At 57.8% G+C, this 22,540-nt stretch carries 17 protein-coding genes; 4 read left to right on the forward strand and 13 right to left on the reverse strand.

What is annotated here, in order from left to right:
• Positions 1-359: 359 nt before the first annotated feature.
• From sucD to sdhC, 9 genes are all read right to left on the reverse strand, one after another.
• Positions 360-1,241: a succinate--CoA ligase subunit alpha gene (gene sucD, locus AC0ZWN_RS27385; RefSeq protein ID WP_008082972.1), complete on the reverse strand. Its 882-nt coding sequence runs from the start codon at positions 1,239-1,241 to the stop codon at positions 360-362.
• A complete protein-coding gene (gene sucC / locus AC0ZWN_RS27390) occupies positions 1,241-2,407 on the reverse strand; it encodes an ADP-forming succinate--CoA ligase subunit beta (protein WP_007919879.1) in 1,167 nt (388 codons plus the stop codon). The genes sucD and sucC overlap by 1 nt, the downstream gene beginning before the upstream one ends.
• Positions 2,408-2,589: 182 nt before the next feature.
• Positions 2,590-4,026: a dihydrolipoyl dehydrogenase gene (gene lpdA, locus AC0ZWN_RS27395; RefSeq protein ID WP_007919881.1), complete on the reverse strand. Its 1,437-nt coding sequence runs from the start codon at positions 4,024-4,026 to the stop codon at positions 2,590-2,592.
• A 98-nt stretch (positions 4,027-4,124) separates the two neighbouring features.
• Positions 4,125-5,348, reverse strand: coding sequence for a 2-oxoglutarate dehydrogenase complex dihydrolipoyllysine-residue succinyltransferase (odhB, locus tag AC0ZWN_RS27400; protein ID WP_077571706.1), 1,224 nt, complete (start codon positions 5,346-5,348; stop codon positions 4,125-4,127).
• Between the two features lie 42 nt (positions 5,349-5,390).
• The gene (locus AC0ZWN_RS27405; RefSeq protein WP_093439917.1) at positions 5,391-8,222 is read right to left on the reverse strand and encodes a 2-oxoglutarate dehydrogenase E1 component; all 2,832 of its coding nucleotides are present in this window, start codon (positions 8,220-8,222) and stop codon (positions 5,391-5,393) included.
• 251 nt (positions 8,223-8,473) lie between these two features.
• On the reverse strand, positions 8,474-9,178 hold the full coding sequence (locus tag AC0ZWN_RS27410; protein WP_095050238.1) for a succinate dehydrogenase iron-sulfur subunit: 705 nt from the start codon (positions 9,176-9,178) through the stop codon (positions 8,474-8,476).
• An 11-nt stretch (positions 9,179-9,189) separates the two neighbouring features.
• Positions 9,190-10,962, reverse strand: a complete 1,773-nt coding sequence (gene sdhA, locus AC0ZWN_RS27415; protein ID WP_093439913.1) for a succinate dehydrogenase flavoprotein subunit — start codon at positions 10,960-10,962, stop codon at positions 9,190-9,192.
• A gap of 3 nt (positions 10,963-10,965) precedes the next feature.
• Positions 10,966-11,334 (reverse strand): succinate dehydrogenase, hydrophobic membrane anchor protein, encoded by a 369-nt coding sequence (gene sdhD, locus AC0ZWN_RS27420; protein WP_003222999.1) that lies wholly within the window; start codon positions 11,332-11,334, stop codon positions 10,966-10,968.
• The gene (gene sdhC, locus AC0ZWN_RS27425; RefSeq protein WP_016773673.1) at positions 11,328-11,702 is read right to left on the reverse strand and encodes a succinate dehydrogenase, cytochrome b556 subunit; all 375 of its coding nucleotides are present in this window, start codon (positions 11,700-11,702) and stop codon (positions 11,328-11,330) included. The genes sdhD and sdhC overlap by 7 nt, the downstream gene beginning before the upstream one ends.
• A 363-nt stretch (positions 11,703-12,065) precedes the next feature.
• Between sdhC and gltA the strand changes: the two genes are divergently transcribed.
• A complete protein-coding gene (gene gltA / locus AC0ZWN_RS27430; RefSeq protein WP_003222994.1) occupies positions 12,066-13,355 on the forward strand; it encodes a citrate synthase in 1,290 nt (429 codons plus the stop codon).
• A 1,365-nt stretch (positions 13,356-14,720) separates the two neighbouring features.
• Here gltA and AC0ZWN_RS27435 read toward each other — a convergent pair.
• The 3 genes from AC0ZWN_RS27435 to AC0ZWN_RS27445 form a co-directional block, all read right to left on the reverse strand.
• The gene (locus AC0ZWN_RS27435) at positions 14,721-16,379 is read right to left on the reverse strand and encodes a cation acetate symporter (RefSeq protein ID WP_095050218.1); all 1,659 of its coding nucleotides are present in this window, start codon (positions 16,377-16,379) and stop codon (positions 14,721-14,723) included.
• Positions 16,376-16,687 carry a DUF485 domain-containing protein gene (locus tag AC0ZWN_RS27440; protein ID WP_007919908.1) on the reverse strand — a complete coding sequence of 104 codons (312 nt, stop codon included), beginning with the start codon at positions 16,685-16,687 and terminating at the stop codon, positions 16,376-16,378. Before AC0ZWN_RS27440 ends, AC0ZWN_RS27435 begins: the two co-directional genes overlap by 4 nt.
• A gap of 240 nt (positions 16,688-16,927) precedes the next feature.
• On the reverse strand, positions 16,928-17,779 hold the full coding sequence (locus AC0ZWN_RS27445) for a glycine betaine ABC transporter substrate-binding protein (protein WP_476337491.1): 852 nt from the start codon (positions 17,777-17,779) through the stop codon (positions 16,928-16,930).
• Between the two features lie 286 nt (positions 17,780-18,065).
• Between AC0ZWN_RS27445 and AC0ZWN_RS27450 the strand changes: the two genes are divergently transcribed.
• Positions 18,066-19,661 (forward strand): glycoside hydrolase family 17 protein, encoded by a 1,596-nt coding sequence (locus tag AC0ZWN_RS27450; RefSeq protein WP_476337493.1) that lies wholly within the window; start codon positions 18,066-18,068, stop codon positions 19,659-19,661.
• Between the two features lie 97 nt (positions 19,662-19,758).
• Here the strand turns inward: AC0ZWN_RS27450 and AC0ZWN_RS27455 are convergent, their stop codons facing one another.
• Entirely contained in the window at positions 19,759-20,127 is a 369-nt protein-coding gene (locus tag AC0ZWN_RS27455; protein ID WP_099758389.1) for a hypothetical protein, read from the reverse strand.
• 224 nt (positions 20,128-20,351) lie between these two features.
• On the opposite strand from AC0ZWN_RS27455, the gene AC0ZWN_RS27460 reads away from it, so the two are divergent.
• Positions 20,352-21,650, forward strand: a complete 1,299-nt coding sequence (locus tag AC0ZWN_RS27460; protein ID WP_007919928.1) for a serine protein kinase PrkA — start codon at positions 20,352-20,354, stop codon at positions 21,648-21,650.
• Positions 21,643-22,431, forward strand: a complete 789-nt coding sequence (locus tag AC0ZWN_RS27465; protein WP_034151542.1) for an MlaA family lipoprotein — start codon at positions 21,643-21,645, stop codon at positions 22,429-22,431. Before AC0ZWN_RS27460 ends, AC0ZWN_RS27465 begins: the two co-directional genes overlap by 8 nt.
• Positions 22,432-22,540: the final 109 nt, after the last annotated feature.

The following is a 22,540-nucleotide window of genomic DNA, read 5'->3' on the forward strand; positions in this document are numbered from 1 at the left end:
CCCTGTGTAATTAGGGAAATGCTGTCGATCCGTATGGGACTGACCCTTAAAGCGCGTTGCATGCCTTGTGGGCGGCAGACGCAAAAATGGCTGCTAGCCTAACGAATTTGTCGTGCGAACGCACTGTTAGAGGGCGAACTATCCGATACGCGACGTTTCCGTGTCGCGTTTTTGCATGTAATTGGGTAGATGTCTATAAATAGCCTTCGCGAGCAAGCTCGCTCCCACTTGGGAATGCGTACAAATGTGGGAGCGAGCTTGCTCGCGAAAGCGATATCACTGATGACGCAGGTGCCAGAAACGACAAAGGCCACCCGAAGGTGGCCTTTGTTTGGTAAAGCGTCAGTTAAGCGCGAGGCTTACTTGACAGCCCAACCAGTCAGCTCGGCCAGGGCCTTGCCGATGTCTGCCAGCGAACGCACGGTTTTCACGCCTGCGTCTTGCAGTGCAGCGAATTTCTCGTCTGCAGTGCCTTTGCCGCCAGAGATGATTGCGCCAGCATGGCCCATGCGCTTGCCCGGAGGAGCAGTCACACCAGCGATGTAGGAAACAACCGGCTTGGTCACGTGTGCCTTGATGTAGGCAGCCGCTTCTTCTTCAGCCGAACCGCCGATCTCACCGATCATCACGATCGCTTCGGTCTTCGGATCTTCCTGGAACAGCTTCAGGATGTCGATGAAGTTCGAACCCGGGATCGGGTCACCACCGATGCCGACGCAAGTCGACTGACCGAAACCGGCGTCAGTAGTCTGCTTAACAGCTTCGTAGGTCAGGGTGCCGGAACGCGAAACGATACCGACCTTGCCTGGCAAGTGAATGTGACCTGGCATGATGCCGATCTTGCATTCGCCTGGGGTGATCACGCCTGGGCAGTTAGGGCCGATCAGGACTACGCCCAGCTCGTCGCACTTAACTTTAGCGTCCAGCATGTCCAGGGTAGGAATGCCTTCGGTGATGCAGACGATCAGCTTGATGCCGCCGAATGCCGCTTCCAGGATCGAGTCTTTGCAGAAAGGAGCCGGAACGTAGATCACGCTGGCGGTAGCGCCAGTGGCTTCTACTGCGTCTTTAACGGTGTTGAACACTGGCAGACCCAGGTGCTCGGTGCCGCCTTTGCCAGGAGTTACGCCGCCAACCATCTTGGTGCCGTATTCGATGGCTTGCTGGGTGTGGAAACTACCTTGCGAACCGGTAATACCCTGGCAGATAACTTTGGTGTCTTTATTGATCAGGACGCTCATTATTTGCCCTCCGCAGCTTTGACAACTTGTTGAGCAGCGTCGGTCAGGCTGGTAGCAGCGATGATGTTCAAACCGCTTTCTGCCAGTACTTTAGCGCCCAGCTCAGCGTTGTTGCCTTCAAGGCGAACAACAACCGGGATTTTCACGCCGACTTCTTTCACAGCGCCGATGATGCCTTCGGCAATCATGTCGCAGCGAACGATGCCGCCGAAGATGTTGACCAGTACTGCAGCGACGTTGGTGTCGGACAGAATGATCTTGAACGCTTCAGTTACGCGTTCCTTGGTAGCGCCACCACCTACGTCGAGGAAGTTGGCTGGCTTGCCGCCATGCAGGTTGACGATGTCCATGGTACCCATGGCCAGGCCAGCACCGTTGACCATGCAGCCGATGTTGCCTTCCAGTGCTACGTAGTTCAGTTCGAACTTGGCAGCGTGCGCTTCGCGCGGATCGTCTTGCGACGGATCGTGGAAAGTCTTCAGCTTAGGCTGACGGTACATGGCGTTGGCGTCGATGTTGATCTTGGCGTCCAGGCAGTGCAGATCGCCGTCAGCCTTGATCACCAGCGGGTTCACTTCCAGCAGAGCCAGGTCGTGATCCTTGAACAGTTTGGCCAGACCTACGAAGATCTTGGCGAACTGAGCAACCTGCTTGCCTTCCAGACCCAGCTGGAATGCCAGCTCGCGACCCTGGAATGGCTGAGCGCCAACCAGTGGATCGATAGTGGCCTTGAGAATTTTTTCTGGAGTGTCGTGAGCGATTTTCTCGATGTCCACGCCACCTTCGGTGGAAGCCATGAACACGATGCGACGGCTCGAACGGTCAACGACAGCGCCCAGGTACAGCTCTTTAGCGATATCAGTGCACGATTCAACCAGGATCTTGGTGACTGGCTGGCCATTGGCATCAGTCTGGTAAGTCACCAGACGCTTGCCCAGCCACTGCTGTGCGAAGGCTTTGGCGTCTTCTTTGCTGCGAACCAGCTTAACGCCGCCCGCTTTACCGCGACCACCGGCGTGGACCTGGGCTTTGACAACCCACTCGCTGCCGCCGATTTTGTCGCAAGCTTCTGCTGCTGCTTCCGGGGTGTCTACTGCGTAACCAGTGGAAACTGGCAGGCCGTATTCAGCGAACAGCTGCTTACCCTGATACTCGTGAAGATTCATGCTTTTTACCGTCTTCGTTAGGTACTGCGCATTCGGCGCTGCGCTCGTTTGAGTGCCGCGCCACCTGTGACTGCTGCTTGCGTAGCTGAGCTACGCAAGACTGCGTCCAGCGGACATTCCGCGGTGAGACTTGCTCGCAAGGCTCACGACGGGCCGTTACCGCCGTGGTTTCTTATTGTGTCTTAACGCTTCTTGCGGTTGGCAATGTGGATGGCACCGCCATTCACAGCCAGAGCAGCTTCGTGCAAGGCTTCAGACAGGGTCGGATGGGAGAAAACCATCATGCCCAGGTCTTCAGCGCTGGTGCCGAATTCCATACCGATCGCGCCCTGCTGAACCAGTTCTGCAGCGCTCGGGCCAATCACGTGCACGCCCAATACGCGGTCAGTCTTGGCATCAGCGATGACCTTGACGAAACCACCGGTATCGTTGGCGGCCATGGCACGGCCGGAAGCGGCGAACGGGAAGGTGCCGACGTTAACTTCAACGCCTTCAGCTTTCAAGGCCTGCTCGGTTTTGCCAACCCACGCGATTTCCGGGTGAGTATAAATAACCGAAGGGATCAGGTCATAGTTCATCTGGGCTTTGTGGCCCTTGATGCGCTCGACAACCATGATGCCTTCTTCCGAAGCTTTGTGAGCCAGCATCATGCCGCGAACCACGTCACCGATGGCGAAAACGCCCGGTACGGTGGTCGCGCAGTGATCGTCAACGTGCACGAAACCGCGCTCGTCGAGGGTCACGCCGCTGTCGGCAGCCAGCAGATCAGTGGTCACCGGACGGCGACCAACGGCTACGATCAGCTTGTCGAAAGTGATGGTCTGTTCGCCGTTGGCATCGGTGTAGTTCACAACGACTTCGTCGCCGTTCACTTTCGAGCCGGTTACGCGAGCGCCCAGTTTGATGTCCAGACCTTGTTTGGTCAGGGTTTTCAGCGCTTCCTTGGAAACAGCGGTGTCCGCTGCCATCAGGAAGGTGTCCAGTGCTTCCAGAACAACGACTTCGGAGCCCAGACGCGACCAGACCGAACCCAATTCCAGACCGATCACGCCAGCGCCGATCACGCCCAGACGCTTAGGTACGGACTGGAATTCCAGAGCGCCAGTCGAATCAACGATGACTTTCTGATCAACCGGAGCCGGTGGAATGTCGATCGGACGCGAGCCTGGAGCCAGAATGACGTTTTCAGCTTCGATGACTTCAACCGAGCCGTCTGGCTTGGTGACTTCGACTTTCTTGCCAGCCAGCAGTTTGCCGTGGCCCTGGATCGAAGTAACGCCGTTGGCCTTGAACAAGGTGGCAACGCCGCCGGTCAGGTTCTTGACGATGCCAGCCTTGCGGCCAACCATCGCAGCGACGTCCATTTTGACTTCGCCAGTCGAGATACCGTGAACGTTGAAGCTTTCTTTCGCTTCCTTGTATTTCCAGGAACTGTCGAGCAGCGCCTTGGAAGGAATGCAGCCCACGTTCAGGCAGGTGCCGCCCAGGGCTTGCTTGCCTTCAGCGTCGGTGTACTTCTCGATGCAGGCAGTGGTCAGACCCAGCTGCGCCGCCTTGATGGCAGCCACGTAGCCACCAGGGCCAGCACCGATCACTACTACGTCAAATTTCTGCGACATTCAAAAATCCTCTTTTTTGCAGCAAGCGTGAAGCCGCAAGCCTCAAGCCAAACTGCGGTTACTCGCAGCTTGCAGCTTGAGACTTGCAGCTGCTTCTATCAAATATCCAGCAACAGACGAGCCGGATCTTCCAGCAGGTTCTTGATGGTCACCAGGAAAGTCACAGCTTCTTTGCCATCGATCAGACGGTGATCGTAGGACAGTGCCAGGTACATCATCGGACGGATAACGACCTGACCATTGATGGCCATAGGACGCTGGATGATGTTGTGCATGCCCAGAATCGCTGCCTGCGGCGGGTTGACGATCGGGGTCGACATCATCGAACCGAAGGTACCACCGTTGGTGATGGTGAAGGTACCACCGGTCATCTCGTCCATCGACAGTTTGCCGTCACGGGCTTTCTTGCCGAAGGTGGCGATGCCGCCTTCAATTTCAGCCAGGCTCATCAGCTCGGCGTTACGCAGAACCGGAACCACCAGGCCACGGTCGCTGGAAACGGCAACGCCGATGTCCGCGTAGCCGTGGTAAACGATGTCGCCGCCGTCGATCGACGCGTTGACAGCCGGGAAGCGTTTCAGCGCTTCGGTGGCCGCTTTCACGAAGAACGACATGAAGCCCAGGCGTACGCCGTTGTGGGACTTCTCGAACAGGTCCTTGTACTTCGAACGCAGGGCCATGACTTCAGTCATGTCGACTTCGTTGAAAGTGGTCAGCATCGCCATGTTCGACTGTGCTTCAACCAGACGCTTGGCCACGGTGGCACGAACACGGGTCATCGGTACGCGCTTCTCGATGCGGTCGCCAGCGGCGAACACAGGAGCAGCAGCCGAAGGCGCAGCAGCCTTGGCAGGCGCGGCAGCCGGAGCGGCTTTCTTGGCAGCAACAGCAGCAACCACGTCTTCCTTGGTCACACGACCGCCCTTGCCGGTGCCGGCAACGGAAGCGATGTTGATGCCGTTTTCTTCAGCCAGCTTGCGAGCAGCCGGTGCAGCAACAGGATCGTCTTCGCCTTCGGCGGCAGCCGGTGCAGCGGCAGCAGCGGCCGGAGCAGCAGCGGCGGCTGGGGCAGCGGCAGCAGCGCCGCCCGCTTCGATGGAGCCCAGCACTTCGTCGGACAGAACGGTGTCGCCTTCGTTCTTGACGATTGCGCCCAGCACGCCATCAGCGGTAGCCAGAACTTCCAGTACGACTTTGTCGGTTTCGATGTCGACGATCAGGTCGTCGCGCTTGACAGCGTCGCCCGGTTGTTTGTGCCAGGTGGCAACGGTGCCATCGGCAACCGATTCCGGGAAAGTGGGGGCTTTGATCTCGATAGCCATTATCTGTGGTTCCTTAAATTCGGTTTCAGGTGCGCGAAGGCGTTAAATGGTAAACGCGTCTTGCAGGAGTTTTTCCTGCTGCTCGGCGTGCATCGATGCGTAACCACAAGCTGGGGCAGCAGAAGCCTCACGGCCCGCGTACTCAAGTACGAGAGACTTGTCGAGGTTACCGATGCTGCGACGCAAGTGGTGCTGGCTGCAGTACCAGGCGCCCTGGTTCATCGGCTCTTCCTGACACCAAACGGCATTTTTGACGTTGGTGTATGGAGCCAGGACTTCTTTCAAGTCGTCCTCAGGGAATGGGTACAGCTGCTCGATACGCACGATGGCGATATCTTCACGGCCTTCGGCACGGCGTTTTTCCAGCAGGTCGTAGTAGACCTTGCCGCTACACAGAACAACGCGCTCGACCTTTTTCGGGTCCAGTGCATCGATTTCCGGGATCACGGTCTGGAACGAACCTTCGGCCAGATCTTCCAGGGTCGAGATGGCCAGCTTGTGGCGCAGCAGCGACTTCGGCGTCAGCACGATCAACGGCTTACGCAGCGGACGAATCACCTGACGACGCAGCAAGTGGTAGATCTGTGCTGGCGTAGTCGGTACGGCAACCTGAATGTTGTGCTCGGCGCACAATTGCAGGTAACGCTCAAGACGTGCCGAGCTGTGCTCAGGGCCCTGACCTTCGTAACCGTGTGGCAGCAACATGGTCAGACCGCAGAGACGGCCCCACTTGTGCTCGCCGCTGGTGATGAACTGGTCGATTACAACCTGTGCACCGTTGGCGAAGTCGCCGAACTGGGCTTCCCAGATCACCAGCGCATCCGGCGTGGTGGTCGAGTAACCGTATTCGAACGCCAGTACCGCTTCTTCCGACAGGAACGAGTCGTACAGGTCAAAGCGTGGCTGACCGTCGTACAGGTGCTGCAGCGGAATGTAGGTGCCCGCGTCTTTCTGGTTGTGCAGCACAGCGTGACGGTGCGAGAACGTACCGCGGCCGATGTCCTGACCGGTCATACGGATCGGGTGACCTTCGAACGCCAGGGTCGCGTACGCCATGGTTTCGGCGTAACCCCAGTTGATCGGCAGGCCGCCGGCTTGCATCTTCTGACGGTCTTCGTAGATCTTCGAGACCTGACGCTGAACCACGAAGCCTTCCGGAATTTCCAGCAGCTTGGCGGACAGTTCTTGCAGGGTCTTCAGATCAAAGCGAGTGTCGTGACGCGCAGTCCAGGCGTGGCCCAGATACGGACGCCAGTCCACGAACAGCTCTTTGTTCGGCTCTTTGACCAGCGATTTCACTACGTGCAGACCGTTGTCCAGCGCGTTGCGGTATTCATCGACTTTCGCCTGAACACGCTCTGCGTCCAGCACACCGCCCTGGGTCAGACGATCAGCGTACAGCTCACGGGTGGTGCGCTGTTTGGTGATCTGCTGATACATCAGAGGCTGGGTGCCGCTAGGCTCGTCAGCTTCGTTGTGGCCGCGACGACGGTAGCAGACCAGGTCGATCACCACGTCACGCTTGAACTGCATGCGGTAGTCGATGGCCAACTGTGTCACGAACAATACGGCTTCCGGATCATCACCATTCACATGGAGGATCGGCGCCTGGATCATCTTCGCGACGTCGGTGGCGTACTCGGTGGAGCGCGAGTCCAGCGGGTTGCTGATGGTGAAACCGACCTGGTTGTTGATCACGATGTGCACGGTACCGCCGGTCTTGAAACCGCGGGTCTGCGACATCTGGAAGGTTTCCATGACCACGCCCTGACCTGCGAATGCAGCGTCACCGTGGATGGAGATCGGCAGAACCTTCTCGCCAGTAGCGTCATTACGACGATCCTGACGGGCGCGCACCGAACCTTCGACCACCGGGGAAACGATTTCCAGGTGGGACGGGTTGAACGCCATGGCCAGGTGAACTTCACCGCCGGCGGTCATCACGTTGGACGAGAAGCCCTGGTGATACTTAACGTCACCGGAACCCAGCTCGACCTTCTTCTTGCCTTCGAACTCGTCGAACAGCTCGCGCGGGTTCTTGCCGAAGGTGTTGACCAGCACGTTCAGACGGCCACGGTGGGCCATGCCGATGACGACTTCCTTGGTGCCGTAGGAACCGGAACGCTGGATCAGTTCGTCGAGCATCGGAATCAGGCTTTCGCCGCCTTCCAGACCGAAACGCTTGGTGCCCGGGTATTTGGTGCCCAGGTATTTTTCCAGGCCTTCACCGGCGGTTACGCGCTCAAGCAGGTGGCTCTTGATGTCGGCGGAGTACGTCGGACGACCACGCACGCTTTCCAGACGCTGCTGGAACCACTGGCGCTGCTCGGAATCGGTGATGTGCGTAAATTCAGCGCCGATGGTGCGGCAATATGTCTGCTGCAACGCTTCGTGAATTTCGCGTAGGCTCGCTTCCTCTTTGCCGATGAACAGGTCGCCGGCACGGAAGGTCGTATCAAGATCGGCATTGGTCAAGCCGTAATGATTGATCGACAGGTCTGCAGGTGCAGGACGCTGCCACAGCCCCAGCGGGTCAAGCTGGGCTGCCTGGTGGCCACGCATACGGTAGGCCTGGATCAATCGCAACACTTCAACTTGCTTCTTCTCGTGCTCACTGCTCACGCTGCCGGCGGAAACCGGTTGGGCGCGGCGCTGGTTCTTTGCCAGCAGCACGAAATGATCGCGAATCGTGGAGTGCGAAACATCAGTGGCAGAGTTGCCGTCGGCAGGCAACTTCTGAAAGTAGGTGCGCCACTCTTCTGGCACAGCGTTAGGGTCGTGCAGGTAGAGCTCATAAAGCTCTTCCACATAGGCAGCGTTTCCACCTGAAAGGTAGGCGCTGTTCCACATGCGCTGCATCACGCTTTCTTGCATGCTTGGTCACCCTCGGTTAGGGGAACACCATCGATGTCGACACCGAGCAAACTTGCAGAAGTCCGAATGCAGCGACTAAAACAAGCCACTTAGGATCACACTGATAGTCCGGGTACCAGCCCGGATGCCCCTGCTTGTCTCATTTCTTCAAAATAAGAGCGGCAGCTTGTGGCTACTACTCTGGTTATAGCCATGACGCGGGTTGAAGCCCGCGCCACAGCCTCTACGGTACAGCGGTTACAGCAGCTGAATCACACGCCGCTCGAAAGCAGCATGTTACGGATGTGACCGATGGCCTTAGTCGGGTTCAGGCCTTTCGGACATACGTTGACGCAGTTCATGATGCCCCGGCAGCGGAAGACGCTGAACGGGTCATCGAGCGAAGCCAGACGCTCGTTGGTCTTGGTGTCACGGCTGTCTGCCAGGAAGCGATAAGCTTGCAGCAGCGCAGCTGGACCCAGGAACTTGTCCGGGTTCCACCAGAAGGACGGGCAAGAGGTCGAGCAGCAAGCGCACAGGATGCACTCGTACAGACCGTCGAGTTTTTCACGCTCTTCTGGCGACTGCAGACGCTCGATGGCCGGAGCCGGCGTGTCGTTCTGCAGGTAAGGCTTCACCTTCTCGTATTGCTTGTAGAAGATGCTCATATCGACGACCAGGTCACGGATAACCGGCAAACCTGGCAGCGGACGAACGATCAGCTTGTTACCTTTTACAACGGCGGACAGCGGCGTGATGCACGCCAGACCGTTTTTACCGTTGATGTTCATGCCGTCGGAGCCGCAGACGCCTTCACGGCAAGAGCGACGATAGGAGAAACCCTCGTCCTGCTCTTTGATCAGGGCCAGCACGTCCAGCACCATCAGGTCTTTACCACCGGTATCGACCTGGAATTCCTGCATGAACGGCGCAGCGTCCTGATCAGGGTTGTAGCGATAAACACTGACATTCAACATGGCGGTCACCCTTAATAAGTCCGGACTTTAGGTTCGAAAGTCGGAACAGTCTTCGGCGAGAAGTTCACGGCACGCTTGGTGACGCGCTTGTCACCCGGGAAGTACAGGGTGTGGCACAGCCAGTTTTCGTCATCACGATCTTCAAAGTCTTCACGGGCGTGAGCACCGCGGGACTCTTTACGTACTTCGGCCGCGATGGCGGTAGCTTCAGCCACTTCCAGCAGGTTTTGCAGTTCCAGCGCTTCGATACGTGCAGTGTTGAACGCCTGCGACTTATCGTTGATCTTCACGTTGGCGATACGCTTGCGCAGATCGGCCAGCTGAGCGATACCCTTCTGCATGTATTCGCCAGTACGGAATACACCGAAGTAGTTCTGCATGCAGCTCTGCAGCTCGCGACGCAGGGTAGCGACGTCTTCGCCGTCAGTACGGTTGTTCAGTGCGTTCAGGCGCGACAGGGCAGCTTCGATATCGGCTTCGGTAGCGTCGTCGTATTCGATGCCGTCGGTCAGGGCTTTTTCCAGGTGCAGGCCGGCAGCGCGGCCGAATACCACCAGGTCGAGCAGCGAGTTGCCGCCCAGACGGTTGGCACCGTGAACCGATACGCAAGCCACTTCACCTACCGCGAACAGACCAGGAATGATCTGATCCACGCCATCGGCGTTCTGGGTGATCGCCTGACCATGGATGTTGGTGGCAACGCCGCCCATCATATAGTGGCAAGTCGGAACAACCGGAACCGGCGCAACAACCGGGTCAACGTGGGCGAAAGTCTTCGACAGTTCGCAGATGCCTGGCAGACGGCTGTGCAGCACTTCCTCGCCCAAGTGGTCGAGTTTGAGCATCACGTGGTCGCCATTCGGACCGCAACCGTTGCCGGCGATGATTTCTTTAACCATCGAGCGAGCAACCACGTCACGACCGGCAAGGTCTTTGGCGTTCGGAGCATAACGCTCCATGAAACGCTCGCCGTGCTTGTTGATCAGGTAACCACCTTCACCACGGCAACCTTCTGTAACCAGTACACCGGCACCGGCGATGCCGGTCGGGTGGAACTGCCACATTTCGATGTCTTGTACCGGTACGCCAGCACGCAGAGCCATGCCGACGCCGTCACCGGTGTTGATCAGGGCGTTGGTGGTGGAAGCGTAGATACGACCTGCACCGCCGGTAGCCAATACGGTGGCTTTGGCGCGGATGTAGGAAGTTTCGCCAGTTTCGATGCAGATCGCGATCACACCGACGAAATCGCCTTCCTGGTTCTTCACCAGGTCGACAGCGTAGTACTCGTTCAGGAACGTGGTACCGGCTTTCAGGTTGCCCTGATAAAGGGTGTGCAGCAGGGCGTGACCGGTACGGTCGGAAGCCGCGCAAGTACGCGCAGCCTGGCCGCCTTTACCGTAGTCCTTGGACTGACCACCGAACGGACGCTGGTAGATACGGCCTTGTTCGGTACGCGAGAACGGCAGACCCATGTGGTCCAGCTCGAAAACCGCGGCCGGGCCTTCCTGACACATGTATTCAATAGCGTCCTGGTCACCGATGTAGTCGGAGCCCTTGACGGTATCGTACATGTGCCAGCGCCAGTCATCGTTCGGGTCAGCAGACGCGATCGCGCACGTGATGCCGCCTTGAGCGGATACAGTGTGCGAACGGGTCGGGAAAACCTTGGTGATCACGGCAGTCTTGTGACCGCCCTGTGCCAGTTGCAGCGCAGCGCGCATGCCGGCACCGCCACCACCAATAATGATGGCGTCGAAAGAAATCGTTGGAATGTTAGCCATGACTCAGATACCCCAGAGAATCTGCACACCCCAGACGAAGTAAGCGAACATCGCAACGCCGCATACTGCCTGGAAAAGGAAACGTATCGCCGTTGCGGACTTGCCGAACGCCATCGGCGTCAGGTAGTCAGTCGCGATGGTCCACATGCCGACCCAGGCGTGAGCGCCGAGAGCAACAAGGGCCAGGAGGCTGAAAATACGCATCCCGTTGTGGGCGAACAGTTCATGCCACTGGGCATACTCGAGGCCAGGGTGGGCCACGACGTATCCGATCAGAAAGATGAAGTAAGCCGCGAGAACGACCGCAGACACACGTTGCGCCATCCAGTCATAGAGGCCCGAACGCGACAGGTTCGTGACGTTAGTTACCATATCCAAACTCCTGCCAGAACGATTACCACCACGGAAACGGCGATAACGATTTTCGAGCCCAGCTTGCCGCCTTCCAGCGTCTCACCGATGCCCATGTCCATGATCAAATGGCGCACACCGGCTACCAGGTGATACAGCAGAGCGGACAGGATGCCCCAAATCACTAGCTTGGCTAGCGGACTGGTCAGACACGCTTTCACCTGACCGAAGCCTTCCTCGGAGCTGAGCGACTTGTCCAATGCATAAAGCATGATGGCAAGGCACACGAAGAGGATGACACCGGAGATACGGTGAAGAATGGACGTGTAAGCAGTGACTGGGAGTTTGATGGTCCTTAGGTCTAGGTTTACAGGTCGTTGGCTTTTCACGGCTTTTTTTTCACACTGAAGAGCCCCTAACAATCAGGGCAAAGTTGTTGGGGAGTGCACTGGTCAGGTAACCACCACCCAGGGATGCGACCCCCAATGAAAGCAAGCCCAAAAGCCCTTGGCGGTCGGTGGCCGAGTATAGACAGTTAGGCTACTAATGACAACGCAATCACCTACCCCAAATAGCTGATTGCACAAGTCGTATAAAAGGCGTAAATGGCAGTCAATTTCGAGGAAAAAGTGCGCTTAAAGCCTTCTGGAGCAAGACTTTAGGCAAATTGACATTCGAATTTATCTCACTATAGTGGTGCGGGCCCTGCGTGGGGGGTCTGTCTGATGGTTCAAGCATAAATAGGAGGCCACATGGCTGACAAAAAAGCGCAGTTGATCATCGAGGGCGCAGCCCCCGTCGAGCTGCCCATTTTAACCGGCACCGTTGGTCCCGATGTAATCGATGTTCGGGGCCTGACGGCCACGGGCCGCTTCACTTTCGACCCAGGCTTCATGTCGACCGCCTCGTGCGAGTCGAAGATTACCTATATCGACGGCGACAACGGCATTCTGTTGCACCGCGGCTACCCGATCGAACAACTGGCTGAAAAGTCGGACTACCTGGAAACCTGCTACCTGCTGCTCAACGGCGAACTGCCGACCGCAGAACAGAAGGCCCAGTTCGTCAGCACCGTGAAAAACCACACGATGGTTCACGAGCAGTTGAAAACCTTCTTCAACGGTTTCCGTCGCGACGCCCACCCGATGGCCGTCATGTGCGGTGTAGTCGGCGCCCTCTCGGCCTTCTACCACGACTCCCTGGACATCAATAACCCGCAGCATCGCGAAATTTCCGCGATCCGTCTGGTTGCCAAGATGCCGACCCTGGCAGCGATGGTTTACAAGTACTCCATGGGCCAGCCCATGATGTACCCGCGCAACGACCTGACGTACGCGGAAAACTTCCTGCACATGATGTTCAACACCCCGTGCGAGATCAAACCGATCAGCCCGGTGCTCGCCAAGGCCATGGACCGGATTTTCATCCTCCACGCCGACCACGAGCAGAACGCCTCGACTTCCACCGTGCGTCTGGCCGGCTCCTCGGGTGCCAACCCGTTCGCCTGTATCGCCGCCGGTATCGCCGCACTGTGGGGCCCTGCCCACGGCGGTGCGAACGAAGCCGTATTGACCATGCTTGACGAGATTGGCGATGTTTCGAACATCGACAAGTTCATCGCCAAGGCCAAGGACAAGAACGATCCGTTCAAACTGATGGGCTTCGGTCACCGCGTTTACAAGAACCGCGACCCTCGCGCGACTGTGATGAAGCAGACCTGCGACGAAGTACTGAAGGAACTGGGCATCAACAACGATCCGCAACTCGAACTGGCCATGCGCCTGGAAGAGATCGCGCTGACCGACCCATACTTCATCGAACGCTCGCTGTACCCGAACGTCGACTTCTACTCGGGGATCATCCTCAAGGCGATCGGCATTCCAACCAGCATGTTCACCGTGATTTTCGCGCTGGCACGTACTGTTGGCTGGATCTCCCACTGGAAAGAAATGCTCTCCAGCCCGTACAAGATTGGCCGTCCGCGCCAGTTGTACACCGGCTACGAGTCGCGTGACATTACCAAGCTGGAAGACCGCAAATAAGATTTGTCTTGCGATAACGTCTTAAGTTGTATCGGGAACGGCCTCTATTTATATAGGGGCCTTTTTTTGTCTGGGATTTGGGGTTTTGGGATTGGGATTGGGATTGGGGGCATATCCGTTGCTGCGGGTGGTGCCGCTGGCGGTTTCGCTCTTACAGCGACTCACTTTTCCAGACGCCGAAAAGTAAGCAAAAGGCTTTGCCCCTGGCGTACGGCACTTCGCTGAGGCTCAGTGTTCCCTCGCTACGGTGTCCATCCGGGGGCATCGCCTACGGTTTGCTTCGCTGCACCTCCTCTCGATGTGTTCGACTTCGTCGAACGGCGCTGCGCGCCTAACCCCCGGATGAACACCTACGCTCGGCCTGCCGATGGGGCAAAAGATCAAAAGCCGAAGCAAGATCAAGAGCCAGATCAAGAGCCCCTCACCCTAGCCCTCTCCCAGAGGGAGAGGGGACTGATTGAGGTGTTTGGGAGAGCTACGCCGACGTGCGATACCGCGTTGAACTCAGGCTTTGAAAAGCACCCAAATCAGCCCCATTTCCTTCCACTACCGGAGGGAGAGGTGACTGATTGAGGTGTTTGGGAGAGCTACGCCGACGTGCGATACCGCGTTGGACTCAGGCTTTGAAAAGCACCCAAATCAGCCCCATTTCCTTCCACTACCGGAGGGAGAGGTGACTGATTGAGGTGTTTGGGAGAGCTACGCCGACTTGAAATACCGAGTCGAACTCAGATTCTGGAACAGATCAAAAGCCCCTCACCCTAACCCTCTCCCAGAGGGAGAGGGGACTGACCGAGGTGTTTGGGAGAGTTACGCCGACGTGAAAGTCCGAGTTGAACGCAAATTTTGAGAGGCCCACCATCGGCTCCCTCTCCCTCGGGAGAGGGCTGGGGTGAGGGGTGAATCCAACACCAATCCAAAGCCGAACACGCTGTTGCTCCTCACCACTCAACAGGATGAGCGTTAGCTCGGCTGCGGCTTTTGATCTGTAAGGCGACGTCGGAAGGCTGAGCGGAGGGATTGATCCGGGCGTGGGAGCGCAGCGACCGTTTGGCGCAGCCAAACACAGCGAAAGGAGGTGCAGCGAAGCAAACCGTAGGCGCTGCGCCCGGATCGATCCCGCAGCGAAGGAACCCCGAGCCCCAGCGAGCGGGCCGCACGTAGGAGCAAGCGTTTTTTGCTTACTTTTTTTGGCGTTTGAAAAAAAGTGAGTCGCCGTAAGGGCGAAACCGTAATAAGCCATCACCGCAGCAACGGATATACACCCAATCAAAAAACACTCCCAAGTCCGATAACCGCCCAATAAAAATGCCCCGATCTCTCAACCGGGGCATTCAGCACAACATTTACAAAACCATCAAACCATCAATGCGAAACCGCCCCACTCGCCCCCAACCCAGTCTGCGAACGCACAAACTGCGGGAAGAACAGCGCCCGCTCGTTATCCGCAGCCGCCGACTTGTCAGTAATCGAGAAGAACCAGATCCCGACAAAAGCAATGATCATCGAAAACAACGCCGGATACTCGTAAGGGAAGATCGCCTTCTCATGATGCAGAATCTGCACCCAGATGGTCGGGCCAAGGATCATCAAGCCCACCGCACTCACCAGACCCAACCAGCCACCAATCATCGCGCCCCGAGTGGTCAGCTTCTTCCAGTACATCGAAAGCAACAGCACCGGGAAGTTACAGCTGGCAGCGATCGAGAACGCCAAGCCCACCATGAACGCAATGTTCTGGCTTTCGAACAGAATGCCCAAGCCAATCGCCAACACTGCCAAGGCAATGGTGGTGATCTTCGAGACACGAATCTCGTCCTTCTCGTTCGCCTTGCCCTTCTTGATCACACTGGCATACAGGTCGTGAGACACAGCCGAAGCACCGGCCAGAGTCAGACCGGCCACAACCGCCAGAATGGTCGCGAACGCCACCGCCGAGATAAAGCCGAGGAAGATACTGCCACCGACCGCGTTGGCCAGGTGCACCGCCGCCATGTTGTTGCCGCCCAACAGCGCGCCAGCCGCATCTTTGAAGGCCGGGTTAGTGCTGACCAGCAGGATCGCGCCGAAGCCGATGATAAAGGTCAGGATGTAGAAGTAGCCAATGAAGCCAGTGGCATAGAGCACACTCTTGCGGGCTTCTTTTGCGTCACTCACGGTGAAGAAGCGCATCAGAATGTGTGGCAGGCCAGCCGTACCGAACATCAGCGCCAGACCCAGCGAGAAGGCCGAAATCGGATCTTTGACCAGACCGCCCGGGCTCATGATCGCTTCACCTTTGGCGTGAACCTTGATCGCTTCGGAGAACAGCGTGTTGAAGTCGAAGCCTACGTGCTTCATTACCATCAGCGCCATGAACGAGGCACCGGACAGCAACAGCACAGCCTTGATGATCTGCACCCAAGTGGTCGCCAGCATGCCGCCGAACAGCACGTACATGCACATCAGCACACCGACCAGAATCACTGCAACGTGGTAGTCCAGGCCGAACAACAGCTGGATCAATTTGCCGGCACCAACCATTTGCGCGATCAGGTAGAACGCCACCACCACCAGCGAACCGCAGGCCGACAGGGTGCGGATCTGGGTTTGCCCGAGGCGGTAGGACGCCACGTCGGCAAAGGTGTATTTACCCAGGTTACGCAGGCGCTCGGCGATCAGGAACAGAATGATCGGCCAGCCCACCAGGAAGCCGATCGAATAGATCAGGCCATCGTAGCCGGAGGTAAACACCAGCGCGGAAATGCCCAGAAAGGACGCCGCAGACATGTAGTCACCGGCGATCGCCAGACCATTCTGGAAACCGGTGATCTTACCGCCCGCTGCATAGTAGTCGGCCGCCGAGTTGTTTTTCTTCGAGGCCCAGTAGGTGATGTAGAGCGTCGCACCGACGAACGCCACGAACATCAGGATCGCGGGAATGTTCAGCGGCTGTTTGGCCACCTCACCTGTCAACGCGTCAGCCGCCCAGACACCCGGCGCGAAAGCCGCAACACTCAATAAAGCCAGTAGACGCCGGATCATTGCTGAGCCTCCTTGAGAATCGCATTGTTCAGGTCGTCGAACTCGCCATTGGCGCGGCGCACGTAGATAGCGGTGAGGATGAATGCAGAAAGAATGAGTCCAACACCGATTGGAATTCCCCAGGTAATCGAGGACTCAGGACTGAGTTTCGCGCCCAGAATATGCGGCCCGTAAGCGATCAGAAGAATGAAGCCAGAGTAAAGCCCGAGCATGATCGCCGAGAGTATCCAGGCGAACTTTTCCCTTTTTCGCACCAGCTCCTTGAATCGGGGACTGTTTTGAATCGAGAGGTAAATGCTGTCGTTCATTGTTTTTATCCTCGCAGCACAGATTATTGTTGGAACATAGCTAATGTATGCGGCTGCGAGCGCGGTAACAGACGACCTTAGTAGTAGAACGCCATGACACTTTTGCCAATTTCCGGTACACACAAAACAACTGTGGGAGCGAGCTTGCTCGCGAAGGCGTCGGATCAGTCGATATTTGCATCAACTGACAGATCGCATTCGCGAGCAGGCTCGCTCCCACAGGTTTAGGCGGTGTGGCGGTTATTTGGTCCAGTCAGCCACGCGATCCGGGTGTTTGGCCACCCAATCCTTGGCCGCGGCTTCAGGTTTGGCACCGTCCTGAATCGCCAGCATGACTTCGCCGATTTCGTCTTTCGACGCCCACTGGAAGTTCTTCAGGAACTTGGCCACTTCCGGTGCTTTGGTTGCCAGTTCTTTGCTGCCGATGCTGTTCACGGTTTCAGCTGCGCCGTAGACGCCTTTCGGGTCATCGAGGAAGCGCAGTTTCCACTTGGCGAACATCCAGTGCGGCACCCAACCGGTGACCGCGATGGACTCGTTTTTCTTCTCGGCACGGGTCAGCTCGGCAATCATGCCGGCGCCGGAACTGGCCTTGAGGGAATACTTGTCGAGGCCGTAATCCTTGATCGCCTGATCAGTCTTGAGCATGACGCCTGAACCGGCGTCGATGCCGACGATGCGGTTTTTGAAGGTGTCATCGGTTTTCAGGTCTTCGATCGACTTGGCTTTCACATACTCCGGCACGATCAGGCCGATTTTCGCATCCTTGAAGTTCGGGCCGTAATCGACGACCTGATCCTTGTTCTTCGTCCAGTATTCACCGTGGGTCACTGGCAGCCAGGCCGAGAGCATGGCGTCGAGTTTGCCGGTGGCCACGCCCTGCCACATGATCCCGGTGGCGACGGCTTGCAGTTTCACGTCGTAGCCGAGTTTCTGCTTGATCACTTCGGCCGCCACGTGAGTGGTCGCCACGCTGTCGGACCAGCCATCAACGTAACCGATGTTCAGGGTCTTGGTTTCCGCACTGGCCAGTGTCGCACTCATCGCCAGCGCCAGTGCGGCACCTGCGCCTAAAAGTCGTCGCATCTTCATCGTTACTTCCCCGAAATGCTGCGCCCGACGGATGGCGGGCGACGTCAACGTATTGTTATGGTGCACAGCGCCCCCATCACGCCTGACCGCAAACTCGCTGGAACATCAGTGGAGTGCTGACGCTTTGATCATCAACCTGACGACGCTCGCGACCTGCTCTGCCAGCGACCTCAAGACAACGAGAAACGACATCACAAGGCCATTAATCGCGGCTATATAAATGACGCCAAATAATCCGCCCGAACTTTGCATGTCAAAATCATGCGGGCCACCAACCCCTCTATAAATGCAGGTAACATGCGTCGCTTTGCAGCCACTCGGCCTGACCATGTCCGCGACTTCCCGCTTCCCTTTTCTGCCTTATCTCTTCGCCTGCCTGCTGGGGCTGTTTGCCCTCGGCGGCTTCTGGTACGGCCTCGGCCAACCGGTGATCCTGCCCGACGCCGCGACCCCGACGCATAAATTGCAGTGCGCCTCCTACACCCCGTTCGATAAAGACCAATCGCCGTTCGACGTGCCGTTCAAACTGCGCCCTGAGCGCATGGACGCCGATCTCGCATTGCTGGCGACACGCTTTGAGTGCATACGCACTTACTCCATGACAGGCCTTGAGGCGCTGCCGGATCTGGCGCGCAAACACGGCTTGAAATTGATGATCGGCGCGTGGGTCAACAGCAACCCGGTGGACACCGAAAAGGAAGTCGACCTGCTGATCAAATCGGCCAACGCCAACGCGGATGTGGTCAGTGCAGTGATCGTCGGCAACGAGGCGCTGCTGCGCAAGGAAGTCACCGGCGCGCAACTGGCCCGATTGATCAACAAGGTCAAAAGTCAGGTCAAGCAACCGGTCACGTACGCCGATGTCTGGGAGTTCTGGCTCAAGCATCCTGAAGTCGCGCCAGCGGTGGACTTTCTGACTATTCATTTGCTGCCGTACTGGGAAGATGATCCATCAAACATCGATGTCGCCCTGCAACACGTCGCGGATGTGCGCCAAGTGTTCGGCAATAAGTTCGCACCGAAGGACGTGATGATCGGCGAAACCGGCTGGCCGAGCGAAGGCCGTCAGCGCGAAACCGCCCTGCCGAGTCGGGTCAATGAGGCCAAATTCATTCGTGGTTTTGTCGCGATGGCCGAGAAGGAAGGCTGGCATTACAACCTGATCGAAGCGTTTGACCAGCCATGGAAGCGCGGCAGTGAAGGCGCAGTCGGTGGCTATTGGGGCTTGTTCGATGCCGACCGTCAGGACAAGGGCGTGCTGACCGGGCCGGTGACCAACGTCCCCTATTGGAAGGAATGGCTGGCGGTCGGTGGTTTGATTTTTCTTGGCACGCTGATCCTTGGCGGTCGCGTCCGCACTACGCGCTCGGCGTTGGTGTTGCCGCTGCTGGGCGCCCTCGCCGCTTGCTCGATTGGCGCCTGGGGTGATCTCGCACGGGTAACCACGCGGTTTGCCAGTGAGTGGTTGTGGGTCGGCTTGCTGACGGTGTTGAATCTGTTGGTTCTGGCGCACGCTGCGTTGACGTTGAGCGCCCGTACTGGCTGGCGTGAGCGGGCGTTCAATCTATTGGAGCGCCGCGCGGGCTGGCTGGTCGCAGCGGCAGGTTTTGCCGCAGCAGTAATGATGCTCGAGATGGTCTTCGATCCGCGTTATCGCAGCTTTGCGAGCATGGCGTTCGTGCTGCCGGCGCTGGTTTATCTGTGCCGGCCGGTGAGCGTGCCGCGTCGGGAAATTGCCCTGCTGACGTTTATTGTCGGCGCGGGGATTGCGCCGCAGTTGTATCAGGAAGGCCTGCAGAATCAGCAGGCGTGGGGTTGGGCGTTGGTGAGTGTGTTGATGGTGGCTGCTTTGTGGCGCTGCCTTCGCGTTCGCAAGGTCTGATTTTCAGCGAGGCTAAAGACCTCTTCGCGAGCAAGCTCGCTCCCACAGGAGAATGCATTCCAAATGTGGGAGCGAGCTTGCTCGCGAAGACTGACTGTCAGGCGCTGCGGGACTCCCGGACCAGACGCAACCCGGCAATCACCAGCGCAAACACCGCCAACGTGGTGTTGTACAACGCCAGCGCCGGCGCCCCAAACACCAGCGCCAGCACCGCCAGCCACCACCCTGCCCGCCCCGGCAAGACAAAACCGATCAACGCCGCACCCAGCGCCGTCCAGCCCAACACCTTGAAATGAATCATCCAGCCCAGGTTCGAGCGCACCTGACATTCCCAGCGGCTGGCCTCGTCGACGCAGATGCCCACCCACTTTCCGTCTTCCATAAAGCCATAACGCGCGCCATAACTGGCGGCCAGCCACAACGGCAACAGAACGAGCAGCAAAATCACGGGCAAACGGCGGGACATGAAACACTCCAATCTTCGGAAATCGGCGGCCAGCTTAATCTGCCGCCAGCCGTGTGCAAGAACTAACAACTGTTAACTGTTCATTCAGGGCGTGCAAAGTGTATCGTCCAGCTACTATTACTCCGAATTCTGCCTGTTTGGTGCCGCAGCATGGCACTTTGGCGCAACCCCGGTGGTCATAGCCTGCGAACTTCATTCGGCACCTTCCTCTAAGGGATCTAGTCATGCTCCGTTCCTTGCGCTTCGCCGCGCTGTTCAGCGGCCTTATTTTGAGTGCGTCCGCACTGGCGGTGGATATCGATGCCGCCAGTTATGGCTACCCCCTGACCAACCCGTTCGAGGCGACCATCGCCACGACGCCGCCGGACTTGCGCCCGGAATTGCCGCTGGACGACGACATCAATCAGTCGGACCGCAGCCTGACGTTGCGCCCGGAGCGAGAGTTCATCCTGCCGGATAACTTTTGGGCGGTGAAAAAACTCACCTATCGCATCGCCACCCAGGACAAACCGGCACCGCTGATCTTCCTGATCGCCGGCACCGGCGCGCGTTATGACAGCACCCTCAACGAATACCTGAAAAAGCTCTACTACAAGGCCGGCTATCACGTCGTGCAGCTGTCTTCGCCAACCAGTTTCGACTTCATCAGCGCCGCCTCCCGTTTCGCCACCCCGGGCGTGACCAAGGAAGACGCTGAGGACATGTACCGGGTGATGCAGGCTGTGCGCGCGCAGAACCCGAAACTGCCGGTGACCGAGTATTACCTGACCGGTTACAGCCTCGGCGCCCTTGATGCCGCCTTCGTAGCGCATCTGGACGAGACGCGTCGCAGCTTCAACTTCAAGAAAGTCCTGCTGCTCAATCCGCCGGTAAACCTCTACACCTCGGTGACCAACCTCGACAAGTTGGTGCAAACCGAGGTGAAAGGCATCAACACCAGCACCACGTTCTATGAACTGGTGCTGTCGAAGCTGACCCGCTACTTCCAGCAGAAAGGCTACATCGACCTCAACGACGCACTGCTCTACGACTTCCAGCAGTCCAAGCAGCACCTGACCAACGAACAGATGGCGATGTTGATTGGCACCTCGTTCCGCTTCTCGGCGGCCGACATTGCCTTCACCTCGGATCTGATCAACCGTCGCGGCCTGATCACCCCGCCGAAATTCCCGATCACCGAAGGCACCAGCCTCACGCCGTTCCTCAAGCGTGCGCTGCAGTGCGACTTCGACTGCTACCTGACCGAACAGGTGATCCCGATGTGGCGTGCGCGCACTGACGGCGGCAGCCTGCTGCAACTGATCGATCAGGTCAGTCTGTATGCGCTGAAGGATTACCTGCATGACAGCCCGAAAATCGCCGTGATGCACAACGCCGACGACGTAATCCTGGGCCCGGGCGACCTCGGTTTCCTGCGTAAAACATTCGGTGATCGCCTGACCGTTTATCCACTGGGCGGCCATTGCGGCAACCTTAACTACCGCGTCAACAGCGACGCCATGCTGGAGTTCTTCCGTGGCTAAATATCTCCTGCTGATGGCAGCGCTCCTCTGCGCAGGCGTGGCCCAGGCCGACAACAGTAAAGCCAACGCGCCGGTCGTCGTCGACAGCGACGGCTTCAAAGAGCCGCTGTCCAAACTCAAGTTCAACCCGGGGCTGGATCAGCGCGAATTCGAGCGTTCGACGCTCAACGCGCTGAACGTCTACGACCCGCTGGAGTCGTGGAACCGCCGGGTTTACCACTTCAACTACCGCTTCGACCAATGGGTGTTCCTGCCGGTGGTCGATGGCTATCGCTACATCACACCGAGTTTTGTGCGTACCGGGGTAAGCAACTTCTTCAACAACCTCGGTGACGTGCCGAACCTGGTCAACAGCCTGTTGCAGTTCAAAGGTCAGCGCTCGATGGAAACCACCGCGCGCCTGCTGCTCAACACCACCATCGGCATTGCCGGCCTTTGGGACCCAGCGACCGCCATGGGCCTGCCGCGCCAGAGCGAAGACTTCGGCCAGACCCTGGGCTTCTACGGTGTACCGGGCGGCGCCTACTTCGTGTTGCCAATCCTCGGCCCGTCGAACATCCGCGACACCGCCGGTCTTGCTGTGGATTACACCGCCGAATCAGCGATCAACTTCCTTAACGTCTCGGAAGTCAGCTCCAACCACCCGGAAATCTGGGCCCTGCGCGCGGTCGACAAGCGCTACCAGACCAGCTTCCGCTACGGTCAGATGAACTCGCCGTTCGAGTACGAGAAGGTGCGTTACGTGTATACCGAGGCGCGTAAGTTGCAGATCGCCGAGTAATTCCGGCAGGCACAAAAAAGGGCCATTCGATGAAAATTGAATGGCCCTTTTTATTGGCACAACACAAATCAACTGTAGGAGTGAGCCTGATAGCGATATCCGTGTACAA

The organism is Pseudomonas sp. 3B-A001-10F (assembly GCF_056313565.1).